Genomic DNA, 20608 nt, shown 5'->3' on the forward strand with positions numbered 1-20608 from the left:
GCTACGTGGCCGGTGAGTTGATTAGTTGCCCCTACGGGACGGAATTCTTTGCATTTCGGGACATCGGTCGCACGGCCACCTATCCCGTGGTTTGTTTGCGCCACTCGCGAGGACTCATGCCGAACTGCTGATGGAACCACCGGGAGAAACTGCTCGGCGTCGAGAAGGCGAGCATCTCGGAGATTTCCGTCAACGAGTAGCGCCGCCCGGTAACCATGCGTTTCGCGAGTTCGGCGCGGGTGGAGTCGAGGACCGAGGTGAAGGTCTCTCCCGATTTCGCGAGGTGCCGATGCACCGTCCGGCGGTCGACGCCGAGGCTGCGGGCGACCTGCTCGATCGAGCAGCGCCCGCTCGGCAGCAGCAGTTCGACGAGTTCGCGCACGCGATTTGTGAGGGTGGGTTCCTCCGGCGTGGTGAGCGTGTCGAGGATCTGTTGCGCATAGGACCGCAGCAGCGGGTCGGACAATCTGTTCGGCTCGTCCAGATCGCCTGTGTAGACCAGGATTCCGGAGTACTCGCCGTCGAAGTGGAGTGGCGCGCCGAAAACTTGCCGGTGCGTGGAGTCGTCGGCCGGACGTCCGTGTTCGAAGCTGACGGACACCGGATGCCACCGCTCGCCCAGCAGCTGCCGCAACAGCTGGTGGGTCACCGCGACCGCCAGTTCGACGGACTGCCGGACCGGCACGGGTTCGCCGGGATCGAAGCGGATTCGTATCGTCGCGAGACCGTCGCGCTCGGACAGCCGGATGTGTAGCGCCTCGTTGTACGTGTGCTGGAAGCGGATCAGCATCCGGAGTGCGCTTCGCGCGTCGGGCTCGTCCCGGATACCGACGCTCAGTGGGCCGAGGGTGGACAGGCGCCGCCGCTCGGCCAGCTTCAGGGCGAAGTCCTGGCGACCCGACGTTGCCGCGGACAACTCCAGCAGACGGGCGACCGACGACGCGGGCACCCAGCGGTCCTGCAGGTCCAGCCCGGCCGGGTCGAGTCCGACGCTCGTCAGCAGCTTCACCGGGTCGAGTGAGAGTGTGCGGCCCAGTTCGACGAAGCCGGTCAGCGCGGCATACCGGGCGAGGGGCTTGGCCATTCGCGTCACCTTCCGTCGCAGGCGTCCCACTCGGCCTGGGTGTCCCGAACAGGAAACAAATATGTCCCGTCAGGGTAAGTCTGGATGGCATCCCGTGGCTACCGTTATGTCAGCTGAGTCACAGTCCCGCCGTCCGCAATCTTTTCGAACGGAGAACACCCATGCATTTCCACGACGACGCCCTCTTCCCCGAGAACCAGGAGAAGCTGGTCATCACGTGTGCCCCGTACGGTCCGGAGTGGGAGCCGGACGACTTCCGCGAGGACCTGCCGCTGACGATGGACGAGCACGTGCAGAAGGCGGTGGACTGCTACGAGGCCGGCGCCACCGTGCTGCACATCCACGTCCGCGAACTCGACGGCAAGGGCTCCAAGCGGCTGTCGAAGTTCAACGAACTGCTCGCCGGACTGCGGCAGGCGGTGCCGGAGATGATCCTGCAGGTCGGCGGTTCGATCTCGTTCGCCCCCGAGGGTGAGGGTGCGGACGCGAAGTGGCTCTCCGACGACACCCGGCACATGCTCGCCGACCTCGATCCGGCACCGGATCAGGTGACGATCGCGATCAACACCTCGCAGATGAACATCATGGAGTTGATGACCGCCGACGACATCGCGGGCACCTCGATGCAGCGGCCCGAGCTGGCCGAGGCGTACCGGGAGATGACGGTCCCGGCCGGTCCGGCGTGGGTGGAGGAGCATCTGCGTCGTCTGCAGGCGGCCGGGATCCAGCCGCATTTCCAGCTGTCGAGCATTCCGCAGCTCGAGACGGTGGAGCGGTTGATCCGGCGTGGGGTGTACACCGGTCCGCTGAATTTGACCTGGGTCGGTATCGGTGGCGGTTTCGACGGCCCGAATCCGTACAACATCATGAATTTCGTGCAGCGGGTGCCGGACGGTGCGTGCCTGACCCTCGAGACGTTGATGCGCAGTGTGCTGCCGGTCAACGCGATGGCGATCGCGATGGGTCTGCATCCGCGGTGCGGGAACGAGGACACGATCTGGGGTCGCAAGGGCGAGAAGATGACGTCGGTCGCGCAGGTCGAGCAGTTGGTCCGGGTGGCCGGGGAGCTGGGCCGGGAGGTGGCCACCGGTAAGGAGGCCCGCGACATCTACCGGATCGGTCAGACCTACGCCGACGCCGACGAGACCCTCGCCAAGCTCGGTTACGCCCCGAACCGCCGTCCCGGCCAGGTCGGATTCACCCAGCACGCCTGACCGGCGCGTGGTTGCTCGCTACCACTTCCGCGCGGTGAGCAGGAGGTACTCCCAGTTCATCACGGTGCTGCCGGTGCCGTGGTCGAAACGCCGTGCAAGGTCGGCGAGTTCGTGGTCCAGCTCGGCCACCCGGGCGGGGTCGTCGGCGATGTACCGATACACCGCGATGGTCGGACCGTAGCGGGTCTTGAAGTAGTCGCGGAAGTCTTCGGGCGTCCGGAACTGATCGATGCGGACGGTGTGCCGCCTTGCCACGACATCGGTCACCCGATGGCCGAACAACGCCCGGACGTGGTCCTCGCGACCCCACAGCGGCGGCGGCTGCGCGCCGGGAGGGGGCGGGGGTGCGTACGGTTTCATCGTCGCGAACATCTGACCGATGAACCCCTCGGGGGTCCAGCTGAGCAGTCCGATCGTCCCGCCCGGCCGGCAGACACGGACGAGTTCGTCCGCGCTCTCCTGATGGTGCGGGGCGAACATGACGCCGACACAGGACATCACGGTGTCGAATTCGTTGTCGGCGAACGGCATGGCCTCGGCGTCCGCTTCGCGCCACTCGACCTCGGCGCCGAGTTCGGCGGCCCGGCGGCGTCCGGCGTCGAACAGTTCCGGGGTGAGGTCACCGGCGACGACGCTCGCACCGGACAGCGCCACGGGGATGGCGGCGTTGCCGGAACCGGCCGCGACGTCGAGGACACGGTCGCCGGGCCTGACCCGGCTCGCCCGGACCAGGGCGGGGCCGAGGCCGGCGATGATGTCGGTGGCCAGGGCGGGGTAGTCGCCGAGGGCCCACATGGCGCGGTGTTTGGTCTTCAGGTCGCGGTCGGCTCGTACTGCGTCGATCGTGTCATCCATCTCGGTACTCCGGTGGGTCGGCTTCATCGGTCGAGATCCAGCCTGGCCGGTCGGCGGTGCCCGGAACAGGCACCCTCGGGGTGGGTTCCCGCCACCCGGGACGTCACTCCTGGTCGCGGAACTGCGCCGCGAGTTCGCTGCGCGAGCGGATGCCGAGCTTCGCGTAGACGCGGGTCAGGTGGTACTGCACGGTCTTGACGGACAGGAACAGCTCGCCCGCGGCCTCCTTGTTGCTGGCTCCGCCCGCGACGAGTTCGGTCACCGCCCGTTCCTGCGGGGTCAGTTCCTCGAGCGTGAACCTGCTGCGTTTGACGTTGAGGCCGCCTGCCTTCAGTTCGCGGTCGCACCGCTGCACGTAGGAGGTGGCGCCGAGCGCGGAATACCCTTCGCGGGCGGCCTGCATGACGGCGTCGGCTTCGCGTCGTTTGCCTGCCCGGCGCAGGGTCTGGCCGTACGCGAAGTTCACCCGGGCGCGGTCGTAGGGGAGGGGCAGGGTGTCGAGTTGGGTCAGCGCGTTCTCGAACACGTCCCTGGCGGTGTCGATGTCGCCGCGCGCACCGGCGATGCGACCGCGGGCGTAGCCGAGACGCGCCATCGCGGACCGGTGCCCGCGTTCCGCGGCCCGTTCCTCGTGCGGGGTGAGGAAGGCGTCCGCGTCGTCGACGTGCCCGGCCATCACGAGCGCGTTCGCGTAGACGTCGGGCCACTGCCAGAACCCGGGCTCGTCGACGCCCTCGCGGGGTTCCAGGCGGGTGAGGGGCTCCAGCGCCCTGATGACGGCGGCGTAGTCGGCCTCCACTTCGGCGCATTGGGCGCGCGCCAGTGAGGACGGGATGAACATCATCGGGTAGTCGTGCGAACTCGCGGCGGCGAGGCGGAGATGCTCGTGTGCGGCGGGCCAATTCCCGCGCAGCGCGTGCGTCTGCGCGCCGGTCCAATGGACGAGGGGCCGCAGGAGGTCGAGCGTGGCATCCTCGAGTTGGTGTGCGGCACGGTCGACCGTGGCGATGGCGCCGTTCCAATCGCCGAGCGCGAATTGTGTTCGCGCCAGCCAGGCTTGCGCCCACAGCGAGATGCGGGTGGAGCCCATCCGGAAGGCCGTCGGCACGGCACTCTCGAGTTCCTGGCGCGCCGATTCGGGATCGTCCAGCGCCAGGTCGAGCCAGCCCCGAGCCATGTCGAAACGCTGGGACTGGGCGCCGAGGGCGATCTTCGCGGACAGTGTGTCGTAGTGTGCCCGCGCCTCCGCGATCCGGCCGGTGGCTGCAAGTCCGAGCCCCATGATCGCCGCTGATTCGACGGCCGACGGATCAGCCGAATCGACGAGAGCGACTGCCCGGGAACCCCATTCGACGAGGTCCGGTCCGTGCCAGCGGGCCAGCGAGTCGAGGACGCGCCGCTGGCAGATCAAGGCGGCGGTGGCCGGATCGGTCTCCGAGTCGCAAGCGGTCCAGGACTGGGTGAGCAGTGCATCGGCCTCCGCGCGACGGCCGCGTTGGATCGCGAGGTAGCCGAGCACGGCGTCGCGCAACGGGCTCTCCGGGAAACTCTCGATCTCCGGAGCGAAAGCCACTGCCTGGGAGAGATTTCCGGTGCCGAGGAGGGCGTCGACGGCACGAATCAGCCGCTGCTCGCGTTCCCCCCGGTCCGCGGTGAGGCGGCTCGACTTGATCAGTGCGTCCGCGACCGCCGACCACGCCCCGACCGTCGCCCTGCTCGCGGAGTAGCGGTCGAGTTCGTCCGCGAGCGCCGGGTCGGCGAACGGGGCGGCCGCGGCGCGGTGGTCCAGGCGTCTGCCCTCGTCCTCGACGATCCGCGCGGCGTGATCGTGCAGGTCGCGCCGTCGGATCGGCCCGAGGCTGTGGTACACGGCGGCGCGGGTGAGTGGCGACGGGAAGGTCAGCACGGTCACGCCGCGGTGCTCACCGGCGGTGAGGAGGCCTGCCCGGTGAAGTTCGTCGAGCGCGTCCACCGGGTGTTCGATGCCGGCGAGTGCGGAGGCGTCGGCGAATCTCGGATCCCCGGCCAGGACTGCGGCCGCTTCGGCGAGCGCACGGGCCTGCGGTGAGGCCTCGGACAGCTGCGACCGTACCTTCGCCGCGAACGTGTGCGGCACCGGGAGGACCGCCTGCCAGCGTCCCCACAGAACAGGATCGACCTCCTGGAGGAGTTGCGTGAGGTGCCGCGGGTTCCCGGCCGTGTGCTGGACGAGCTGGTGCGCGACCGGGGTGGGAAGGTCGACGTGCGCGAGGCTGCTCGCGAGGGCGCGAGTGTCGGACGCATCGAGTGGGCGGACACGAACCCGATGGCGACTGTGCCGGTCGAGAACATCGAGGACGTCCGCGGGAACACCGTCGGGCGGATCCGGGTTCGTGACGAGAACGATCACGGCCGGGCGGTCGAGTAGATGCACGGCGGAGGTCAACGACTGCAGCGACGCCAGATCTGCCCAGTGCGCGTCGTCGACCACGACGACGAACGGCGCGTCACCGGCGCGCGGAGCCGCCGCCGTGACGAATTCACGGGCGACGTCGAGAGGTTCCTGCGCCGTGACGGCCGCACCCAGTAGCTGTTCGGCGACTCCGAAGGGGCGGCTCGACGCCCACGGGGCACACACCGCGGAGAACGCGGGCACGTCGGAATGCGCGGCGAGGAAGTGTTCCACCAGAGTGGTCTTGCCGATGCCCGGCACACCTTCGACGACCACGACGACGGGCACACCCTGGGCGGTCTCGTGCAGGGCCGCCTCGAGTTCGGCGAGCTCGCGGGAACGTCCGACGAACTCGATATTCCCTGGGTCACTCACGTCACTCACCGTATCGCGACGCGCTATTTCGGCGTCTTCCTGGCGAAAATTGGGAACGCTTGTAACGTGAGGTGAGAAGCTGCTGGTCAGAGCGAACACGAGTCGAAGGATTCGGTGAATTCATGACGGAGGCGAACTCCACGAAGCTGGAGCGGGTGGCGATCCGCTTTGCCGGAGACTCGGGCGACGGTATGCAGTTGACCGGCGACCGGTTCACGTCGGAGGCGGCGGCGTTCGGCAACGACCTCGCCACCCAGCCCAACTTCCCCGCCGAGATCCGGGCGCCGCAGGGCACCCTGCCCGGGGTGTCGTCGTTTCAGATCCAGATCGCGGACTACGACATTCTCACGGCCGGAGATCGCCCGGACGTCCTGGTCGCGATGAATCCGGCGGCGTTGAAGGCGAACGTGGCCGATCTGCCGCGCGGCGGCATGATCATCGTGAACACCGACGAGTTCACCAAGCGCAATCTCGCGAAGGTCGGTTACGCCACGAGCCCGCTCGACGACGACTCCCTCGAGGACTACGTGGTGCATCCGGTGGCGATGTCGACGCTGACGGCGGGTGCGGTGGAACCGGCCGGGCTGAGCCGGAAGGACGGCGAGCGGGCGAAGAACATGTTCGCGCTCGGGCTGCTGTCCTGGATGTACAACCGCCCCACCCACGGCATCGAACGGTTCCTGCAGATCAAGTTCGCGGAGAAGCCGCAGATCGCGGAGGGCAACCTGCTCGCGTTCAAGGCCGGGTGGAACTACGGGGAGACGACGGAGAGTTTCGCGACGACGTACGAGGTGTCGGCGGCGACGCTCCCACCGGCCACGTACCGCCAGGTCACCGGGAACACGGCCCTGGCCTACGGGGTGGTGACCGCGGGGCAGCTGGCCTCGCGGGACGTCTTCCTCGGCACCTACCCGATCACCCCGGCGTCGGACATCCTGCACGAGCTGAGCAAACACCGGAATCTCGGCGTCACCACGTTCCAAGCGGAGGACGAGATCGCCGGGATCGGCGCGGCGCTGGGCGCGTCGATCGGCGGTGCCCTCGGGGTGACGAGCACGTCCGGGCCTGGGCTGGCGCTCAAGAGCGAAGCGATCGGGCTGGCGGTGATGACGGAGGTTCCGCTGCTCGTCATCGACGTCCAGCGTGGTGGTCCGTCCACCGGTCTTCCGACGAAGACCGAGCAGTCGGACCTGTTGCAGGCGATGTACGGGCGCAACGGCGAGTCGCCGGTGGCCGTGATCGCACCGTGCTCACCCGCGGACTGTTTCGATGCCGCAGTCGATGCCGCCCGGATCGCGTTCACGTACCGCACCCCGGTGCTGTTGCTGTCGGACGGTGCGATCGCGAACGGAAGTGAACCGTGGGCCGTCCCGGACGTGTCCGCACTGGACCGGATCGATCCCGGTGTCGACACGGCACCGCCGGTGGACGGCGAGTTCGCACCGTACGTCCGCGACCGGGAGACGCTCGCGCGTGCCATGGCGCTGCCGGGAACTCCTGGGCTCGAACACCGCATCGGCGGTCTGGAGAAGGCCGACGGCAGCGGCGACATCTCCTACGATCCCGCCAACCACGACCTGATGGTCCGGTTGCGCCAGGCCAAGATCGACGGAATCACCGTTCCCGACGCCGTCGTCGACGACCCGTCGGGGGAGGCCGACCTGCTGCTCGTCGGGTGGGGAAGTTCGTACGGGCCCATCGGCGAGGCCTGCAGGCGTGCTCGCCGAGAGGGCAAGAAGGTGGCCCACGTGCACGTGCGCAACCTGAACCCACTGCCCGCGAACCTCGGTGCGGTGCTGCGCAGTTACGCGACCGTCGTCGCCCCGGAGATGAATCTGGGACAACTCGCGATGATCCTCCGCTCACGGTTCCTCGTCGACGTGCAGTCGGTGACCAAGGTGAAGGGCCTCGCGTTCCTCGGCGACGAACTGCACGAGGTGATCGACTCCGCGCTGGCCGGGACGTTGCGGGAGCACGAACTCGCGAAGACCGCCGACGCGCTCGCGTCGGCGACCTATCGATCGACCGGACCCCGGCAGGAGGAGTCGGCGTGACACGGATGATCAGTCGGGTTGGTACGGATCTGGGCCTGAGCGCCACGGCGCACGTGCCCCGGACCGACGAACCGCAGAAGGCCAAGGACTTCACGTCGGACCAGGAGGTCCGCTGGTGTCCGGGGTGCGGAGACTACGTCATTCTCGCGACGATCCGAAGCTTCCTTCCGGAGTTGGGACTTCGGCGTGAGAACCTGATGTTCGTCTCCGGCATCGGATGCTCGAGCCGGTTCCCGTACTACCTCGACACGTACGGTCTGCACTCGATCCACGGCCGCGCGCCCGCCATCGCGACGGGCCTCGCGGTGACGCGCCCGGACCTGTCGGTGTGGGTGGTGACCGGCGACGGCGACGCGCTGTCGATCGGCGGCAACCATCTCATCCACGCCCTCCGGAGGAACGTCAACCTGACGATCCTGCTGTTCAACAACAGGATCTACGGGCTGACGAAGGGCCAGTACTCGCCGACGTCGGAGGTCGGGAAGGTCACCAAGTCGACGCCGCTGGGGTCGGTGGACCACCCGTTCAACACGCTGTCCCTCGCATTGGGCGCCGAGGCGACGTTCGCGGCCCGCGCGATGGACTCGGACCGCAAGGGGCTGACGGAAGTGCTGCGGCAGGCGGCGGCCCACCGCGGCACGTCCTTCGTGGAGATCTACCAGGACTGCCCGATCTTCAACGACGGCTCGTTCGACGTCCTGCGCAAGGACGGTTCGGAGCAGCGCCTGATCCCGCTGGTCCACGGTGAGCCGATCGTGTTCGGGGGTTCAGGCGAATACTGTGTCGTCCGATCGGGTTTCGGTCTGAAGGTCGTCGCGACCGACGACGTCGACCGGGACGAGATCGTGGTGCACGACGCCCACACCGACGACCCCGACTACGCCTACGCTCTGTCGAGGTTGTCCGATCAGGACCTGACGCACACCGTGACGGGTGTGTTCCGCAGCGTCGCGCGGGACACGTACGACGACATGGTGCGCCTGCAGAACGAGATCGCGCGGGAGACGGACCCGGTCGACGACGGTTCGCTGCAGCGGTTGCTGACCGGTCACGACACCTGGACGGTGGAGTAGGACTCCTCGCTCGTGGTCGCAACCGCATCCCGTTGGCGCGGGACGAAGAACGTCACGATCCCGCCCAGGACGGCGATGCCTGCGAAGACGTAGAACGCCACCTGGCTGCTGATACCGGCGCTGATCAGGGCGCCGCCGATCAGCGGGCCGAAGATGCCGCCCAGCCGGCCGAATCCGGCGCACCAGGCCACCCCGGCGCCGCGCGCGGACGTCGAGTAGTAGTTGGAGACGAATCCGTAGATCAGGACCTGGGTGCCGATGGTGCCGACTCCGGCGACGGCGACGGACGCGAGGAGCACCGGAAGCGGGAAGCCGAGCGTCAGGAGGATCAGGGCCAGCGCGGCGAGACCGAACGTGGTGGCGACGACGCGTTGCGGTCCGATACCGTCGGCGACCTTCGAGGCGATCAGGCCGCCGAGGATGGCGCCGCCGTTGAGGACGAGCAGGAATGACAGCGAACCCTTCGCGTTGAACCCGGCGTCCTCCATGATCTTCGGAAGCCACGTGTTGAGGCCGTAGGTGAGCAGCAGGCCGGAGAAGCTCATCAGGCCGAGAAGTGCGGTGCCCCAGGCGTAACGGCGCGTCGCGAGTGCCGCGAAGCCGACCTTCTCGATCGACGCCCGTTCCGCGGCGATCTCCTCGGCGCCGGGCATCGGGATACCCGTCCGTTCGGAGACGCGACGGGCCTTGTCCTCCTGCCCGCGGGCGACGAGCCACTTCGGCGACTCCGGCAGTTTCGCGAGCGCCAACGGAAGGAGGATCACGATGGGCAGTGCGCCGATCCAGAAGAGCCCGCGCCACCCGATCGTGTCGCGCAGGACGATCGCGAGGAGGGAGGCGAGCACTCCGCCTGCGGGGACGCCGCTGTAGACGATCGCGTTGTACAGGTTCCGCTTTCCGGGAGGGGCGAACTCCGCCACCATCGCGCCCGCGGTGGCGACGAGGCCCCCGACGCCGATGCCGGTGAAGAACCGCAGCAGGCCGAACATGGTGACGTTCGTGGCCAGCGCGGCGAGTCCCATGCCCACGGAGAACCATGCGATGTTGACGAGCATCATCCGGCGCCTGCCGAGGTAGTCGCCCACCGCGCCTGCGGTGAGTGCGCCCACCATGACGCCGATCAGCGCGTACGAGCCCAATGCGCCGGCCTGCTGGGCGGAGATCTCGCCGAGTTGGCCGGGATCGTTCATCAACGTCGGGAGGATGGTGCCGTACACGACGAGGTCGTAGCCGTCGAAGATGATCGCGATCGTGGCGATCGCGACGATCCAGGTGACGGCGCTTCGGTGTCTCGGACTTGCCCAGGTGCCGGGGGTGGATTGAGTCATGGTGATCTCCGCTCGGTGGGTGTGACGGGGAACCGGGTCTTATATGAAAGTGCGTTGTGTCACAGTTGAATTCGGGTAGAGAAATGCCTCATCGGCGAGACGGTGCAATGCGCCCCGCCGATGAGGCGGTCGAGATCTGTGGGGGTTAGCCGAGGTCGCCACCGGCGACGGGCAGGACCGAGCCGGTGATGTACGAAGCCTCGCCCGAGGCGAGGAAGACGATCGCGGCGGCCTGCTCGTCGAGAGTGCCGTACCGCTTCATCAGGGACGAGTCGACCGTCTGGTCGACGATCTGCTGATACCAGGCCTTTTCCCGATCGGTGTCCGCGCCGGGACCGCGGGGGACACGACGCGCCGGCGCTTCGGTGCCGCCGGGAGCGGTGGCCACCACGCGGATACCGTACTGCGCCGCTTCGAGCGCGAGGGAGGCGGTGAGGGCGTTGACCCCGCCCTTCGACGCCGCGTAGGGCACGCGGTTGACACCCCGGGTGGCCACCGACGACACGTTGACGATGGTGCCCGACTGCTGCGCGATGAGGTGGGGGAGGACGGCACGGCACGTCCACAGGGTCGGGAACAGCGAGCGCTGCACCTCCGCCTGGATCTGCTCGGCGGTGTAGTGCTCGTACGGCTTGGCCCAGATGGTGCCGCCGACGTTGTTGATCAGCACGTCGAGCCGGCCGTGCTGCTGCCGCGCCTCGTCGATCGCCGCCTCGGCGTCGGCGAACTGCTCCAGGTCGGCGGTGATGCTGTGCGCCTCGGTGCCGTTCTCCCGCAAGCCCTTCGCGACGTCGTGTACGAGGTCGGCGCGGTCGATCAGGATCAGCGACGCACCCTCGGCCGCGAGTCGGGTGGCGACCGTCAGGCCGATGCCCTGCGCTGCGCCGGTAACCGCGACCACCTTGCCGTCGAATCGGTGCGGAGTGACGAATCCACTCATGCGACGGCACTCCTCTCGATGGCGCGGCACATGGTGGCCTTCGCGTGCGCGCTGTGGCTGACGATCAGGTCGTGGGCGGCGGCGCGGTCACCCCTCTCGAACGCGGCGACGATGTCAAGGTGGTCGTGCTGGATGTGCTCGTCCACCCAGTCCGCGGTGCGGAGCACCTTGGTCATCAGCTGGGTGACCTCGAGGCGGTTGTACGCCTCCAGGAGTACGTCGTTGGCGGTGCACCGGAACAGGAACTCGTGGAACGAGGCGTTGGTGTCGGTGAACGCGCCGGCGTCCGTGAAGTGGTCGTTCTCGATCGATTCGCAGGAGGTCTCGGCGAGGATCCGGTACTCGGACAGCTGTTCCCGCGTCATCCGGCCGATGGTCAGTTCCATCGCGCCGAGTTCGAGCGCCATGCGGGCGTCGAACTGCGCATCCGACTCGGACAGCGGCTGGTGCTCCTCGCCGATCTCGTACCCGGGTGCCGCCGGGGCCGCGTCCGCCGCCGGCGGTGCGGATGGCTCGGACCCGCTCGGTGTCGCCGCGTTATTGAACTTCTCGAAGTAGAAGTTCGCCGGCGTGACGCCCTCCGCCTTCAGGTGGTCGCGCACCGCTTCGACCATGGGCGGCGGGCCGCACAGGTACACGTCCACGTCGCCGTCGTTCAGGTGCGCGGGTTCGAACAGGCCGGTCACGTACCCCTTGTTCGGGGCACTGCTCGCCGGGTCGGACACGCAGTAGTCGAACGTGAACTGCGGCAGCGACTTCGTGTACTCCTCGAGCTTGTCCAGTTCCACCAGGTCCGCGTCGGACGACACACCGTAGATCAGGTGCACGGGGTGGTCGACGGCGTCGGCGCGCATCTTGTTGAGGATCGACAGCAGCGGGGCCAGCCCGGTGCCGCCGGCGAGCAGCAGTGCGCGGCGCTTCTGCTCACGCAGGAAGAAGCTTCCCATCGGGCCGGTGAACTCGAGTGCGTCGCCGACCCGTGCGCGGTCGCGGAGGTACTCCGACATCAGGCCGCCGTCGGTGATCTTGACCAGGAACGACAGTTCCTTCGACGTGGGTCCGGTGCTGAACGAATACGAGCGCGTCGCCTCGGTCCCGGGAACGGTGATGTTCACGTACTGCCCCGGGAGGAAGACGAGGTCGTCCCGGTTCGTGATGTCGATGGTGAACCCGATGGTGGTGTCGGAGAACTTCCGGATCTCCGTGATCGTCGACGTGAACGTGCCCGCCGCCGTCTTGGCGACATCCGAGGTGGTCGGGATCTGCAGCACCAGATCGCTTTCCGGCATCATCTGGCACGGAAGGCAGTAACCCTGCTCCGCCTCGTCGTCGGTGAGCGCTTCTTCGATGTAGTCGCCGCCGTCATACGTGCCGGACTCGCAGAGCGACTTGCAGGTGCCGCACGCCCCGTCTCGGCAGTCGAGGGGAATGTTGATGCGTGCGCGGTAGGACGCGTCGGCGACCGTCTCGTCGCCGTCACACTTGATGAAGCGGGTGATCCCGTCCTCGAAACTCAGTGCAACTTGGAAAGTCATGGAAAACAGCTCGATTCGCGAAGAATGGAAGGAGATCAGATGTGATAGATGTCGACCACGTGGTGGATGTAGTCGTTCTTGAGCACGACCTTCTTCTTCATGATCAGAGGCTGCTCACCGGAAAAGTCGATCGTGTAGAAGGAGTTCCCGAAGTACGTGTCGACCGTGTTGTACCGGAAGTACAGGGTGAACCAGTTGAACCGGATGTCCACGACGTCGCCGCGGCGCTCGATCACTTCGACGTTCGAGATGTTGTGCCCGGTGCGCGGTTCCGGGAGGCTCGTCGCGCTCGACCGGTCGGTCTTGATGCGGAACACCCGGTCCTCGATGCCGCCGCGGTTGGCGTAGTAGATCAGGGAGATCTCGGTCATCGGGTCGGTGGTCAGTTCACCGTCGTCGGCCCACGCCGGCATCCAGAACTCGGAGTCGGGGTGATAGCACTCGATCCACTTCTCGAACTCGCGGTCGTCGAGGTAGCGGGCCTCACGGTAGAGGAACTGCTCGATGTCGTGCTGGGTGACGGTGCTTTCGGCTACTGCAGTCATGGTGATCGTCTCCCTCAGCGGTTGTTCGCGGCAACGTCGGCGTCGAGCGCCTTGGTGAGCGTCTGCACCCAGTAGCCGTGCTGGATCGGGTAGAGGCCCTCGTCCTCGGTCTTCACACCACTGGAGATGGGGTTGATGCCGATCTTCTTCGCGTCCTCGTCGGGGCCCCGGAGTTGATGGGTGACACCGCGGCTGAGGTCGTTGAACGGTGCGGCGCCGGCCTGGTACGTCTTCTGGCAGGAGCGGAACTCCTCGAGATCGTCCGGGGTGGCCATACCGGTGGCGTTGAAGAAGTCCTCGTACTGGCGGATGCGGGCGGCGCGTGCCGTCCGGCTCTCACCCTTGGGGGCGATGCAGTAGATGGTGACCTCCGTCTTGTCGACGGAGATCGGACGGAAATGCCGGATCTGCGAACCGAACTGGTCCATCAGGTACACGTTCGGGTACAGGCACAGGTTGCGGGACACCCCGATCATCCAGTCGGCGCGGTCCTCGCCGTACTCGGCGACCAGTTCGTCGCGGCGCTCGTTGAGGGGACGGTTGGCGGGGTCGGCCCACTTGGTCCACAGCAGCAGATGGCCGTTGTCGAACGAGTAGTAGCCGCCCTGCTGCTTCGACCACTTGCCGGCGTCCATCGCCTTCGTGGCGTTGGTGGACTCACCGGATTCGCGCCGCGACGTGGTCGCCGCGTAGTTCCAGTGGGTGGCGGACACGTGGTAGCCGTCGGCACCGTTCTCGGTCTGCAGCTTCCAGTTGCCGTCGTAGGTGTACGTGGACGCACCGCGCAGCACCTCGAGTCCGTCGGGCGACTGGTCGACGATCATGTCGATGATCTTCGTGGTGTCCCCGAGGTGTTCCTCGAGCGGCGGGACGTCGGCGTTGAGGCTGCCGAACAGGAATCCGCGGTAGTTCTCGAACCGCGCGACCTTGGTGAGGTCGTGGGAGCCATCCTTGTTGAACTGCTCCGGATAGCCGGCCTCGCGCGGGTCCTTGACCTTGAGCAGCTTGCCGGAGTTGTTGAACGTCCAGCCGTGGAACGGGCAGGTGAATGTGGTCCGGTTGTCCGTCTTGCGCCGGCAGAGCATCGCGCCGCGGTGGCTGCACGCATTCACCAGGGCGTTGAGTTCGCCCTCCTTGTTGCGGGAGATCACGATCGGCTGGCGGCCCATGTACGTGGTGAAGTAGTCGCCGACATTCGGGATCTGGCTCTCGTGGGCCAGGTAGATCCAGTTGCCCTCGAAGATGTGCTTCATCTCCAGTTCGAACAGGTCCTCGTCGGTGAAGACGCTTCGTCGCACCTGGTAGCGGCCGGTTTCCGAGTCTTCGATGAGTGCGTCGGCCAGCTTGGCGCGCACGTCCTCGGACGGCGCTGAGTACAGGGTTTCAGTCATGGGATCCTCCAAGATCTCCGGGGGCTTGCGCCCTGCGGGGGCGCCCGGGTCCGGCAATGGATTCCACTCTTGCAGCCTGTGCGCTGCATCACACTAGGCATTTACCGAGTACTGGCTAGGACGTGTTCGGCATGCGCACGCCGGGGTCTCGGGGGCCCCGGCGTGCATCGATCCCGTGATCAGCCGGCGGGGGTGAACTTCTCCCGGAAGATGCGCCGCGGAGCCATCCGCCTGCGTTTGAACGCTTTGATCCCGGCGTCGACCATCGCGGGCGGCCCGCACAGGTATCCGGAGTGGCCGCGACAGGTGTCGAAGTCCTCCACGAACGCATCGGTGACGTAACCGGACCGCCCGGACCACGCCTCGTCACTCAGGCACGGAACGTATCGGAACCCTGGGTGCGCCCGCTCCCATTCCCGCAGCAGGTCCACGTCGTACAGGTCGGCTTCCCCGCGCACGCCGTGATACAGGTGGACCGCCCGGTCCGGTTCTTTCGTGAGTGCCTGGCGAGTTATCGATTTCAGCGGGGCGAGACCGGTTCCGCCGCCGAGCAGGATCATGGGACCTTCGTCCTCCGGGTCGAGACGGAAGTCGCCGAGCGGGCCCACCATGTCCACGCGCTCACCGACGGACATCGAGCTGAACACCCAGCCGTCCGTCGCCGCTCCGCCTGGTTGCCTGCGGATGTGGAACTCGAGCTGTTTCGACTCGCCCGGCGTGTTCGCCATCGAGTACTGGCGACCATGGCCGGTGCCGGGGACCCGCAGTTCGACATACTGCCCTGCGGAGAATTCGAGCGGGCTGTCGAGCGTGACGAGAACACGCCTCGTGTCGCGGGCGACGTCCTCGATCGCGCTCACGGTGCCGACGACGTCCCGCAGTGCGTGGACGTCGCCCGCGGGCGACGCGTCCAGGCGTTCGACCACCGTGTCGCTGCACGGGGTCGCCTGGCAGGCCAGCGCGAACCCCTGCTCGCGCTCGGCCGGGGACAGGGTGTTCTCGGGCGAGCGCCCGTGGTCGACGGACCCCGACACCACCCGCAGCTTGCACGTCCCGCACGTGCCCTGATTACACGAGTTCGGCATCCACACGCTGCCCCGGAGGAGGGCGTCCAGGATCGGCTGGTCGGGGCGGCATTCCACGCTGTCGGTGCCGACCGAGACGGTGAAGGTCACGGCTACACCTCCCACGTGGTCCGCAGAGCGGTCGGACCGCGGAAACCCCAGCCCCAGAACTCGACGTCTGCGCCGGCGTCGCGTTCGAGGTTCGGGATCGCCTCGAACAGCTCCTCCAGGCCGATCCGGCACACGTGGTTGGCGAAGTAGATGCCCGCACACGCATGGTTGCCGGAACCGAACGCCAGGTGGGGGAGCGGGGGACGCGTCATGTCGTAGTCGGTGGGGGCGTCGTAGACGGCGGTGTCGTGGTTGGCCGAACCGTAGGACAGCAGCACCACGGATCCCTCGGGAAGGAACACGTCCCCCAGCGTGACGTCCCGGGTGCTGATGCGGGCGGTGGCCGACCAGATCGGGGAGGTCCAGCGCATTCCCTCGGAGATCGCCCGCGGAATCAGCGCCGGCTCGTCGACGACGGCCTCCAGCTGCTCGGGGCGGGTGAACAGACCCACGAGCGTCGACGCCATGCCGTGGCCGGGCTCCTGCATCGCGCCCAGCAGGTAGACGAACAGGGTGGGGTAGATGTACTCGCGGTCGCGGACCTGCCCCTCGGGCATGCCGTCGTGCAACCAGTGCGAGATGGCGCTGTCGTCGGGGTCGACGGTCCACTTGTCGATGAGCGGATCGACGACGGCCCGGATCTCGGCCTTCGCCTCGTCGCCCTGCACGAAGCCCTCCGGGTTCGTGAATTCTCCGTTCGCGTCCACGCCCGCGTTGGTGAAGGAGTTCGACAACCGGTGGAACCAGTCGCGCAACGTGTCCGAGCTGACGTCGTTCAGACCCAGCAGATCACCGAGTGCGCGCACACTGACCGGCTCGCAGTACTGCGACACCAGATCGGCGGTGCCGTCGTTCTCGAACTGCTCCACGTAGCGCCGCGCGATGGGCCGGACGAGCCCGTCGACCCACCGATCCACCTCCGACGGTTGCAGCGCCGGGTCGACCATCGACCGCAGGTCACGGTGGATTTCACCGTTGACTCCGATCACCGCCGGGTGGCCGAACGTGCGTCCGCCGGCCTTCGTGATGATCCCCTCGAAGTCGGGGCTGTTGGCGATGGTGCGGCACAGGTCGGCGGTGGTCGCGACGAACGACCCGAGAACCGGAATGTACGCCAGGGGCGCCTCGGCGCGCAGCCGTTCGTAGACCGGGTACGGGTTGCGCTCGAGCTCCGTCATCGTGATCTCGTCGATCCAGGACAGCGTGGCGGTCATGTCAATTCTCCTCTTCGGAAACAACTTTCGCGGCCGTGGCGGCGTGGGGAGAACGTATTGCGCAGGTCGGCGGGTCGTCTAGCCACTCTGCGCGGGGTCTGGACGATGTGCGCGACAAGTTGTGATCGGCATCTCAGTTATCCTCGACCCGGAGTCCCGGCGCAGCTTCAATTGGTCGGAATCGATTCTTCAGCGAGGCAGGTGCATGACGATGGCATCGACGATCACCGAGACCCGGGACTGGGATGCGGCGTCGAGAGCGGTGGCCGGTGCGTACTTTCCCCATACGCTGACCGACCTGTCGTCGGGCGGTGCGATGACCTTGTCGATGCGGACCGTCGACTTCGGTCCCGTCACGCTCGGCAGGTTGGGCTGGGGCGCGGACGTGTCGATTGAATGTGACTACCCGGGTGCGTACGAGGTCAACATCCCGCTGTCCGGTTCGCTGGAGTCCCGTTCGCCGGGAGGCACGGTGGTGTCGCGGCCGGGGCAGGCCACCGTCTTCCGGGCGGACGAGCCGACCCTGATCACCCGGTGGAGCGGCGACTGCTCGGTGCTCGGCGTCAAATTCGACGGCGACTTCCTCGAACAGGAGGCCGACCGGATCCTCGGTTCCGAGCTGCGGACCGGGCTGCGCCTGCCCGCACAGCTGGATCTCACCGGTGCGGCCGAAAACAGCTGGTTCCGTCTGGTGCGCTCACTGACCGCGCAACTGCGGGAGCCGGCCGACCTTCTCGCGAACCCGGTGGTCGGCCCGCAACTCGCCGGCGCGATCACGTCGGCGTTCATCCTCGCCGTCACCCCCGACGAGGAGGCCCACCCCAGCGCCCCGCGACCGCGGATCGTCAAACGGGTCCTCGACGGACTTCACGACGATCCGGCAAGGGCGTGGACCGCGGCCGACATGGCCGAGTTGGCGGGCACCAGTGTCCGCCGCCTGCAGGAAGGGTTCCGCCAGTACGTCGGGCGCAGCCCCTCCGAATGCCTCCTCGACATCCGGCTGAGCCGCGCTCACGAAGACTTGAAGGCGCTGGGTTCGAGTGTCACCGTCTCCGAAGTCGCTGCCCGATGGGGTTTCACGCACGCGGGCCGGTTCTCCGCCGCGTACCGCCGTAGGTACGGCAAATCCCCGTCAGAGCTCGTTCGCTTCTGACGGGGAGTGCGCGTGTGTGGGGCTACTTGTTGCCGAAGTACGAGACGTCGTCGTTGCCGATGAGGTCGGGCACCGTCCAGCCGTCGAGGTCGTACTCGGCCAGGCACTGCTCGGCGAGTCCCTTCATGGAGGCGACGTCGCCGCGGTTCTCGGCGGCGAACAGCAGCTCGGCCTTGACGTTTTCGTGGTTGCCGGAGTAGTTGCGCTCGTAGAGTTCGTGGCGGCCACCGAATTCGCTGCCGATCGAATCCCACAGGGCCTTCATGATCTTGACGCGTTCGACGGCGGTCATGCCGTCGGAGCCGCGAACGTACTTGTCGAGGTACGGGCGGACGTCGGGGCTCTTGAAGTCGCGTGCGCTCGAGGGGAGGTAGATCAGGCCGGACGCGACGTCCTGCTCGATGATCTCCTTGATCCGCGGGTAGCCCTGGATCATGAACATGCGGTACGTGAGGCCGTACTCGAGCTTGGGGATGACGGTGTCGCCGATCCACGGCTCGGGGTTGCGTGCCATCGATTCGGTGAGTGACCAGAACAGGTTTCGCCAGCCGATGACTTCGCCGACGCGGGTCTGCACACCGCGGAATCCGCCGGCGCCGGTGGCGTCGAGGGCCTTCATCAGCATGCCGGCGATGAAGTCGAGCTTCACCGCGAGACGCGTGCAGCCCTGGAACGTGAAGCGGGGCAGGAACCCGGACTGCGGGAAGAAGCCGTTGATCTTGTCGACGTCGCCGTACATGAAGACGTTCTCCCACGGCACGAGCACCTTGTCGAAGATGAAGATGGTGTCGTTCTCGTCCATCCGGCTCGACAGCGGGTAGTCGAACGGGGAGCCCATCACGGCCGCGTTCTGGGTGAACGAGGACCGGCAGATCAGCTTCACGCCCGGCGCGTCCATCGGGACGGTGCAGATGAGCGCGAATTCCTTCTTCTTGATCGGCAGCCCGTAGTGGGCGATGAAGTTGTAGTTGGTGATGGCGGACCCGGTGGCCACGACCTTCGCGCCGGAGACGATGAGGCCGGCGTCGGTCTCCTTCTCCACCTTCATGAACACGTCACCGACCTCGTCCGGCGGGAGCTGCCGGTCGACGGGCGGGTTGATGATGGCGTGGTTCCAGTACAGGACCTTTTCCTGCGATTCCTTGTACCAGCGCTCGGCGTTGTCCTGGAACGGCGAATACAGCTCCTTGTTCGCGTGCAGGGTACCGAGGAAGGAGGCCTTGTAGTCGGGGGAGCGACCCATCCAGCCGTACGTCATCCGCGCCCAGGTGGCGATGGCGTCGCGTTCCTTCAGCAGGTCGTCCGAGGAGGTGGGGGCCTTGAAGAACGGCATCGTGACGCCGCCGTTGCCGGTGTCGGTGGACGTGGTGACCTTGTCGACGTGCTCACCGGTGTGCATCGAGTCGTAGAGACGCGCGGTCATCCGGATCGGGTTCCGGAACGCCGGGTGCGTCGTGACGTCCTCGACGCGCTCGCCGTGCAGCCAGATCTCGCGGTCGTCCTTGAGGGACTCGATGTACTCGTCACCGGTCATCGGGCGGGTGGCGAAGTTCGCGGTGCGGTTGGCTTCACAGTCCGCGGCAGGGTTGACCTTCGTCGGGTCGAGCGTGGTCTCGGGAGCGCTTTCGGTGGTGGTCATGGTGGGTCCTTTCGGATTCGGCGGTCAGTGGACGGGCTGAAGGTGGAAGGGGGCGAAGGAGGTGGTGGAGTCGAACCATCCGCTGTTCGGATCGTCCATCGATCCGTTCCACGCGGCCGACGCCGACGGGGAACCGAGGTCGTGGAACGTGCTCCGGTAGAACAGCAGTGGATCCTTGCCGCTCGATTCGGCGGCCACGATTTCACCGATGAAGATGATGTGGTCGCCGCCGTCGTACTCCGCCCACGGTTCGCAGGACAGCGTGGCGGCGGCGCCGCAGAGGACGGGGGCGGTCGGTCCGTCGGCCCACACGGGTTCGGGGTTCTGCGGGCGTCCGGCGAAATGCATCGCGGTGTCCACCTGGTCCGCGGCGAGGATGTTGACGGCGAACGGCGACTTGCTCAAGTAGTTGCAGGCCTTCGACTTTCGGGTCAGGGTGATCTGGCACAGCCTCGGCTCGATCGAGACGGCGGTGAAGGCGGTGACCGTCGCTCCGTGCGGCAGACCGTCGGAGTTGGCGCACGTGATGACCGTGACTCCGCTGGCAAACTGCCCGAAAATGTTCCGGAGTTCGCGCTGCTCCATTTCGGAGCCTCCCTTCC

At 67.1% G+C, this 20608-nt stretch carries 16 protein-coding genes; 4 read left to right on the top strand and 12 right to left on the bottom strand.

Translation table 11 applies throughout. From position 1 onward, the window contains the following. Positions 1–79: 79 nt before the first annotated feature. The gene (locus tag BLV94_RS34905) at positions 80–1084 is read right to left on the bottom strand and encodes an AraC family transcriptional regulator (RefSeq protein WP_072946304.1); all 1005 of its coding nucleotides are present in this window, start codon (positions 1082–1084) and stop codon (positions 80–82) included. Positions 1085–1245: 161 nt separating this feature from the next. On the opposite strand from BLV94_RS34905, the gene BLV94_RS34910 reads away from it, so the two are divergent. Beyond that, positions 1246–2298: a beta-keto acid cleavage family enzyme gene (locus BLV94_RS34910; RefSeq protein WP_072943797.1), complete on the top strand. Its 1053-nt coding sequence runs from the start codon at positions 1246–1248 to the stop codon at positions 2296–2298. A gap of 18 nt (positions 2299–2316) precedes the next feature. Here the strand turns inward: BLV94_RS34910 and BLV94_RS34915 are convergent, their stop codons facing one another. Further along, positions 2317–3153, bottom strand: a complete 837-nt coding sequence (locus tag BLV94_RS34915) for a class I SAM-dependent methyltransferase (protein WP_072947652.1) — start codon at positions 3151–3153, stop codon at positions 2317–2319. A gap of 103 nt (positions 3154–3256) precedes the next feature. Further along, on the bottom strand, positions 3257–5959 hold the full coding sequence (locus tag BLV94_RS34920; RefSeq protein WP_072947654.1) for a helix-turn-helix transcriptional regulator: 2703 nt from the start codon (positions 5957–5959) through the stop codon (positions 3257–3259). A 122-nt stretch (positions 5960–6081) separates the two neighbouring features. On the opposite strand from BLV94_RS34920, the gene BLV94_RS34925 reads away from it, so the two are divergent. Both BLV94_RS34925 and BLV94_RS34930 read left to right on the top strand, forming a co-directional pair. Continuing rightward, the gene (locus BLV94_RS34925; protein WP_072947593.1) at positions 6082–8013 is read left to right on the top strand and encodes a 2-oxoacid:acceptor oxidoreductase subunit alpha; all 1932 of its coding nucleotides are present in this window, start codon (positions 6082–6084) and stop codon (positions 8011–8013) included. Between the two features lie 5 nt (positions 8014–8018). Then, positions 8019–9086, top strand: coding sequence for a 2-oxoacid:ferredoxin oxidoreductase subunit beta (locus tag BLV94_RS34930; RefSeq protein ID WP_072947656.1), 1068 nt, complete (start codon positions 8019–8021; stop codon positions 9084–9086). Here BLV94_RS34930 and BLV94_RS34935 read toward each other — a convergent pair. The 7 genes from BLV94_RS34935 to BLV94_RS34965 form a co-directional block, all read right to left on the bottom strand. After that, the gene (locus BLV94_RS34935; protein ID WP_072947595.1) at positions 9062–10414 is read right to left on the bottom strand and encodes an MFS transporter; all 1353 of its coding nucleotides are present in this window, start codon (positions 10412–10414) and stop codon (positions 9062–9064) included. The two genes, BLV94_RS34930 and BLV94_RS34935, sit on opposite strands and share 25 nt — an antisense overlap. A gap of 145 nt (positions 10415–10559) precedes the next feature. Then, a complete protein-coding gene (locus BLV94_RS34940) occupies positions 10560–11354 on the bottom strand; it encodes a 1,6-dihydroxycyclohexa-2,4-diene-1-carboxylate dehydrogenase (protein ID WP_072947597.1) in 795 nt (264 codons plus the stop codon). Then, positions 11351–12889, bottom strand: a complete 1539-nt coding sequence (benC, locus tag BLV94_RS34945; RefSeq protein ID WP_072947600.1) for a benzoate 1,2-dioxygenase electron transfer component BenC — start codon at positions 12887–12889, stop codon at positions 11351–11353. Before benC ends, BLV94_RS34940 begins: the two co-directional genes overlap by 4 nt. A 35-nt stretch (positions 12890–12924) precedes the next feature. After that, positions 12925–13434: a benzoate 1,2-dioxygenase small subunit gene (gene benB, locus BLV94_RS34950; protein ID WP_072947603.1), complete on the bottom strand. Its 510-nt coding sequence runs from the start codon at positions 13432–13434 to the stop codon at positions 12925–12927. A 14-nt stretch (positions 13435–13448) separates the two neighbouring features. Then, a complete protein-coding gene (gene benA / locus BLV94_RS34955; protein ID WP_072947606.1) occupies positions 13449–14825 on the bottom strand; it encodes a benzoate 1,2-dioxygenase large subunit in 1377 nt (458 codons plus the stop codon). Positions 14826–15004: 179 nt separating this feature from the next. After that, a complete protein-coding gene (locus BLV94_RS34960; protein WP_072947608.1) occupies positions 15005–16000 on the bottom strand; it encodes a 2Fe-2S iron-sulfur cluster-binding protein in 996 nt (331 codons plus the stop codon). Between the two features lie 2 nt (positions 16001–16002). Continuing rightward, positions 16003–17214, bottom strand: a complete 1212-nt coding sequence (locus BLV94_RS34965) for a cytochrome P450 (protein ID WP_072947610.1) — start codon at positions 17212–17214, stop codon at positions 16003–16005. Positions 17215–17419: 205 nt separating this feature from the next. On the opposite strand from BLV94_RS34965, the gene BLV94_RS34970 reads away from it, so the two are divergent. Next, positions 17420–18367 carry an AraC family transcriptional regulator gene (locus BLV94_RS34970; protein WP_072947612.1) on the top strand — a complete coding sequence of 316 codons (948 nt, stop codon included), beginning with the start codon at positions 17420–17422 and terminating at the stop codon, positions 18365–18367. A gap of 22 nt (positions 18368–18389) precedes the next feature. Here BLV94_RS34970 and BLV94_RS34975 read toward each other — a convergent pair whose 3' ends face one another. Together BLV94_RS34975 and BLV94_RS34980 are read right to left on the bottom strand one after the other, a co-directional pair. Next, positions 18390–20006 (bottom strand): 4-hydroxyphenylacetate 3-hydroxylase family protein, encoded by a 1617-nt coding sequence (locus BLV94_RS34975; RefSeq protein WP_072947615.1) that lies wholly within the window; start codon positions 20004–20006, stop codon positions 18390–18392. 24 nt (positions 20007–20030) lie between these two features. Further along, positions 20031–20591, bottom strand: coding sequence for a flavin reductase family protein (locus BLV94_RS34980; RefSeq protein ID WP_072947617.1), 561 nt, complete (start codon positions 20589–20591; stop codon positions 20031–20033). Positions 20592–20608 lie beyond the last annotated feature (17 nt).

Origin of the sequence: Rhodococcus koreensis (assembly GCF_900105905.1) — a bacterium.
In the GTDB taxonomy this organism is placed as follows: domain Bacteria; phylum Actinomycetota; class Actinomycetes; order Mycobacteriales; family Mycobacteriaceae; genus Rhodococcus_F; species Rhodococcus_F koreensis.

Excerpts from the sequence above, each read along its gene's own strand:
- BLV94_RS34905 (WP_072946304.1), bottom strand. The coding sequence starts at position 1,084 with ATGGCCAAGCCCCTCGCCCGGTATGCCGCGCTGACCGGCTTCGTCGAA.
- BLV94_RS34910 (WP_072943797.1), top strand. The coding sequence starts at position 1,246 with ATGCATTTCCACGACGACGCCCTCTTCCCCGAGAACCAGGAGAAGCTG.
- BLV94_RS34915 (WP_072947652.1), bottom strand. The coding sequence starts at position 3,153 with ATGGATGACACGATCGACGCAGTACGAGCCGACCGCGACCTGAAGACC.
- BLV94_RS34925 (WP_072947593.1), top strand. The coding sequence starts at position 6,082 with ATGACGGAGGCGAACTCCACGAAGCTGGAGCGGGTGGCGATCCGCTTT.
- BLV94_RS34930 (WP_072947656.1), top strand. The coding sequence starts at position 8,019 with ATGATCAGTCGGGTTGGTACGGATCTGGGCCTGAGCGCCACGGCGCAC.
- BLV94_RS34935 (WP_072947595.1), bottom strand. The coding sequence starts at position 10,414 with ATGACTCAATCCACCCCCGGCACCTGGGCAAGTCCGAGACACCGAAGC.
- BLV94_RS34940 (WP_072947597.1), bottom strand. The coding sequence starts at position 11,354 with ATGAGTGGATTCGTCACTCCGCACCGATTCGACGGCAAGGTGGTCGCG.
- benC (WP_072947600.1), bottom strand. The coding sequence starts at position 12,889 with ATGACTTTCCAAGTTGCACTGAGTTTCGAGGACGGGATCACCCGCTTC.
- benB (WP_072947603.1), bottom strand. The coding sequence starts at position 13,434 with ATGACTGCAGTAGCCGAAAGCACCGTCACCCAGCACGACATCGAGCAG.
- benA (WP_072947606.1), bottom strand. The coding sequence starts at position 14,825 with ATGACTGAAACCCTGTACTCAGCGCCGTCCGAGGACGTGCGCGCCAAG.
- BLV94_RS34965 (WP_072947610.1), bottom strand. The coding sequence starts at position 17,214 with ATGACCGCCACGCTGTCCTGGATCGACGAGATCACGATGACGGAGCTC.
- BLV94_RS34970 (WP_072947612.1), top strand. The coding sequence starts at position 17,420 with ATGACGATGGCATCGACGATCACCGAGACCCGGGACTGGGATGCGGCG.
- BLV94_RS34975 (WP_072947615.1), bottom strand. The coding sequence starts at position 20,006 with ATGACCACCACCGAAAGCGCTCCCGAGACCACGCTCGACCCGACGAAG.
- BLV94_RS34980 (WP_072947617.1), bottom strand. The coding sequence starts at position 20,591 with ATGGAGCAGCGCGAACTCCGGAACATTTTCGGGCAGTTTGCCAGCGGA.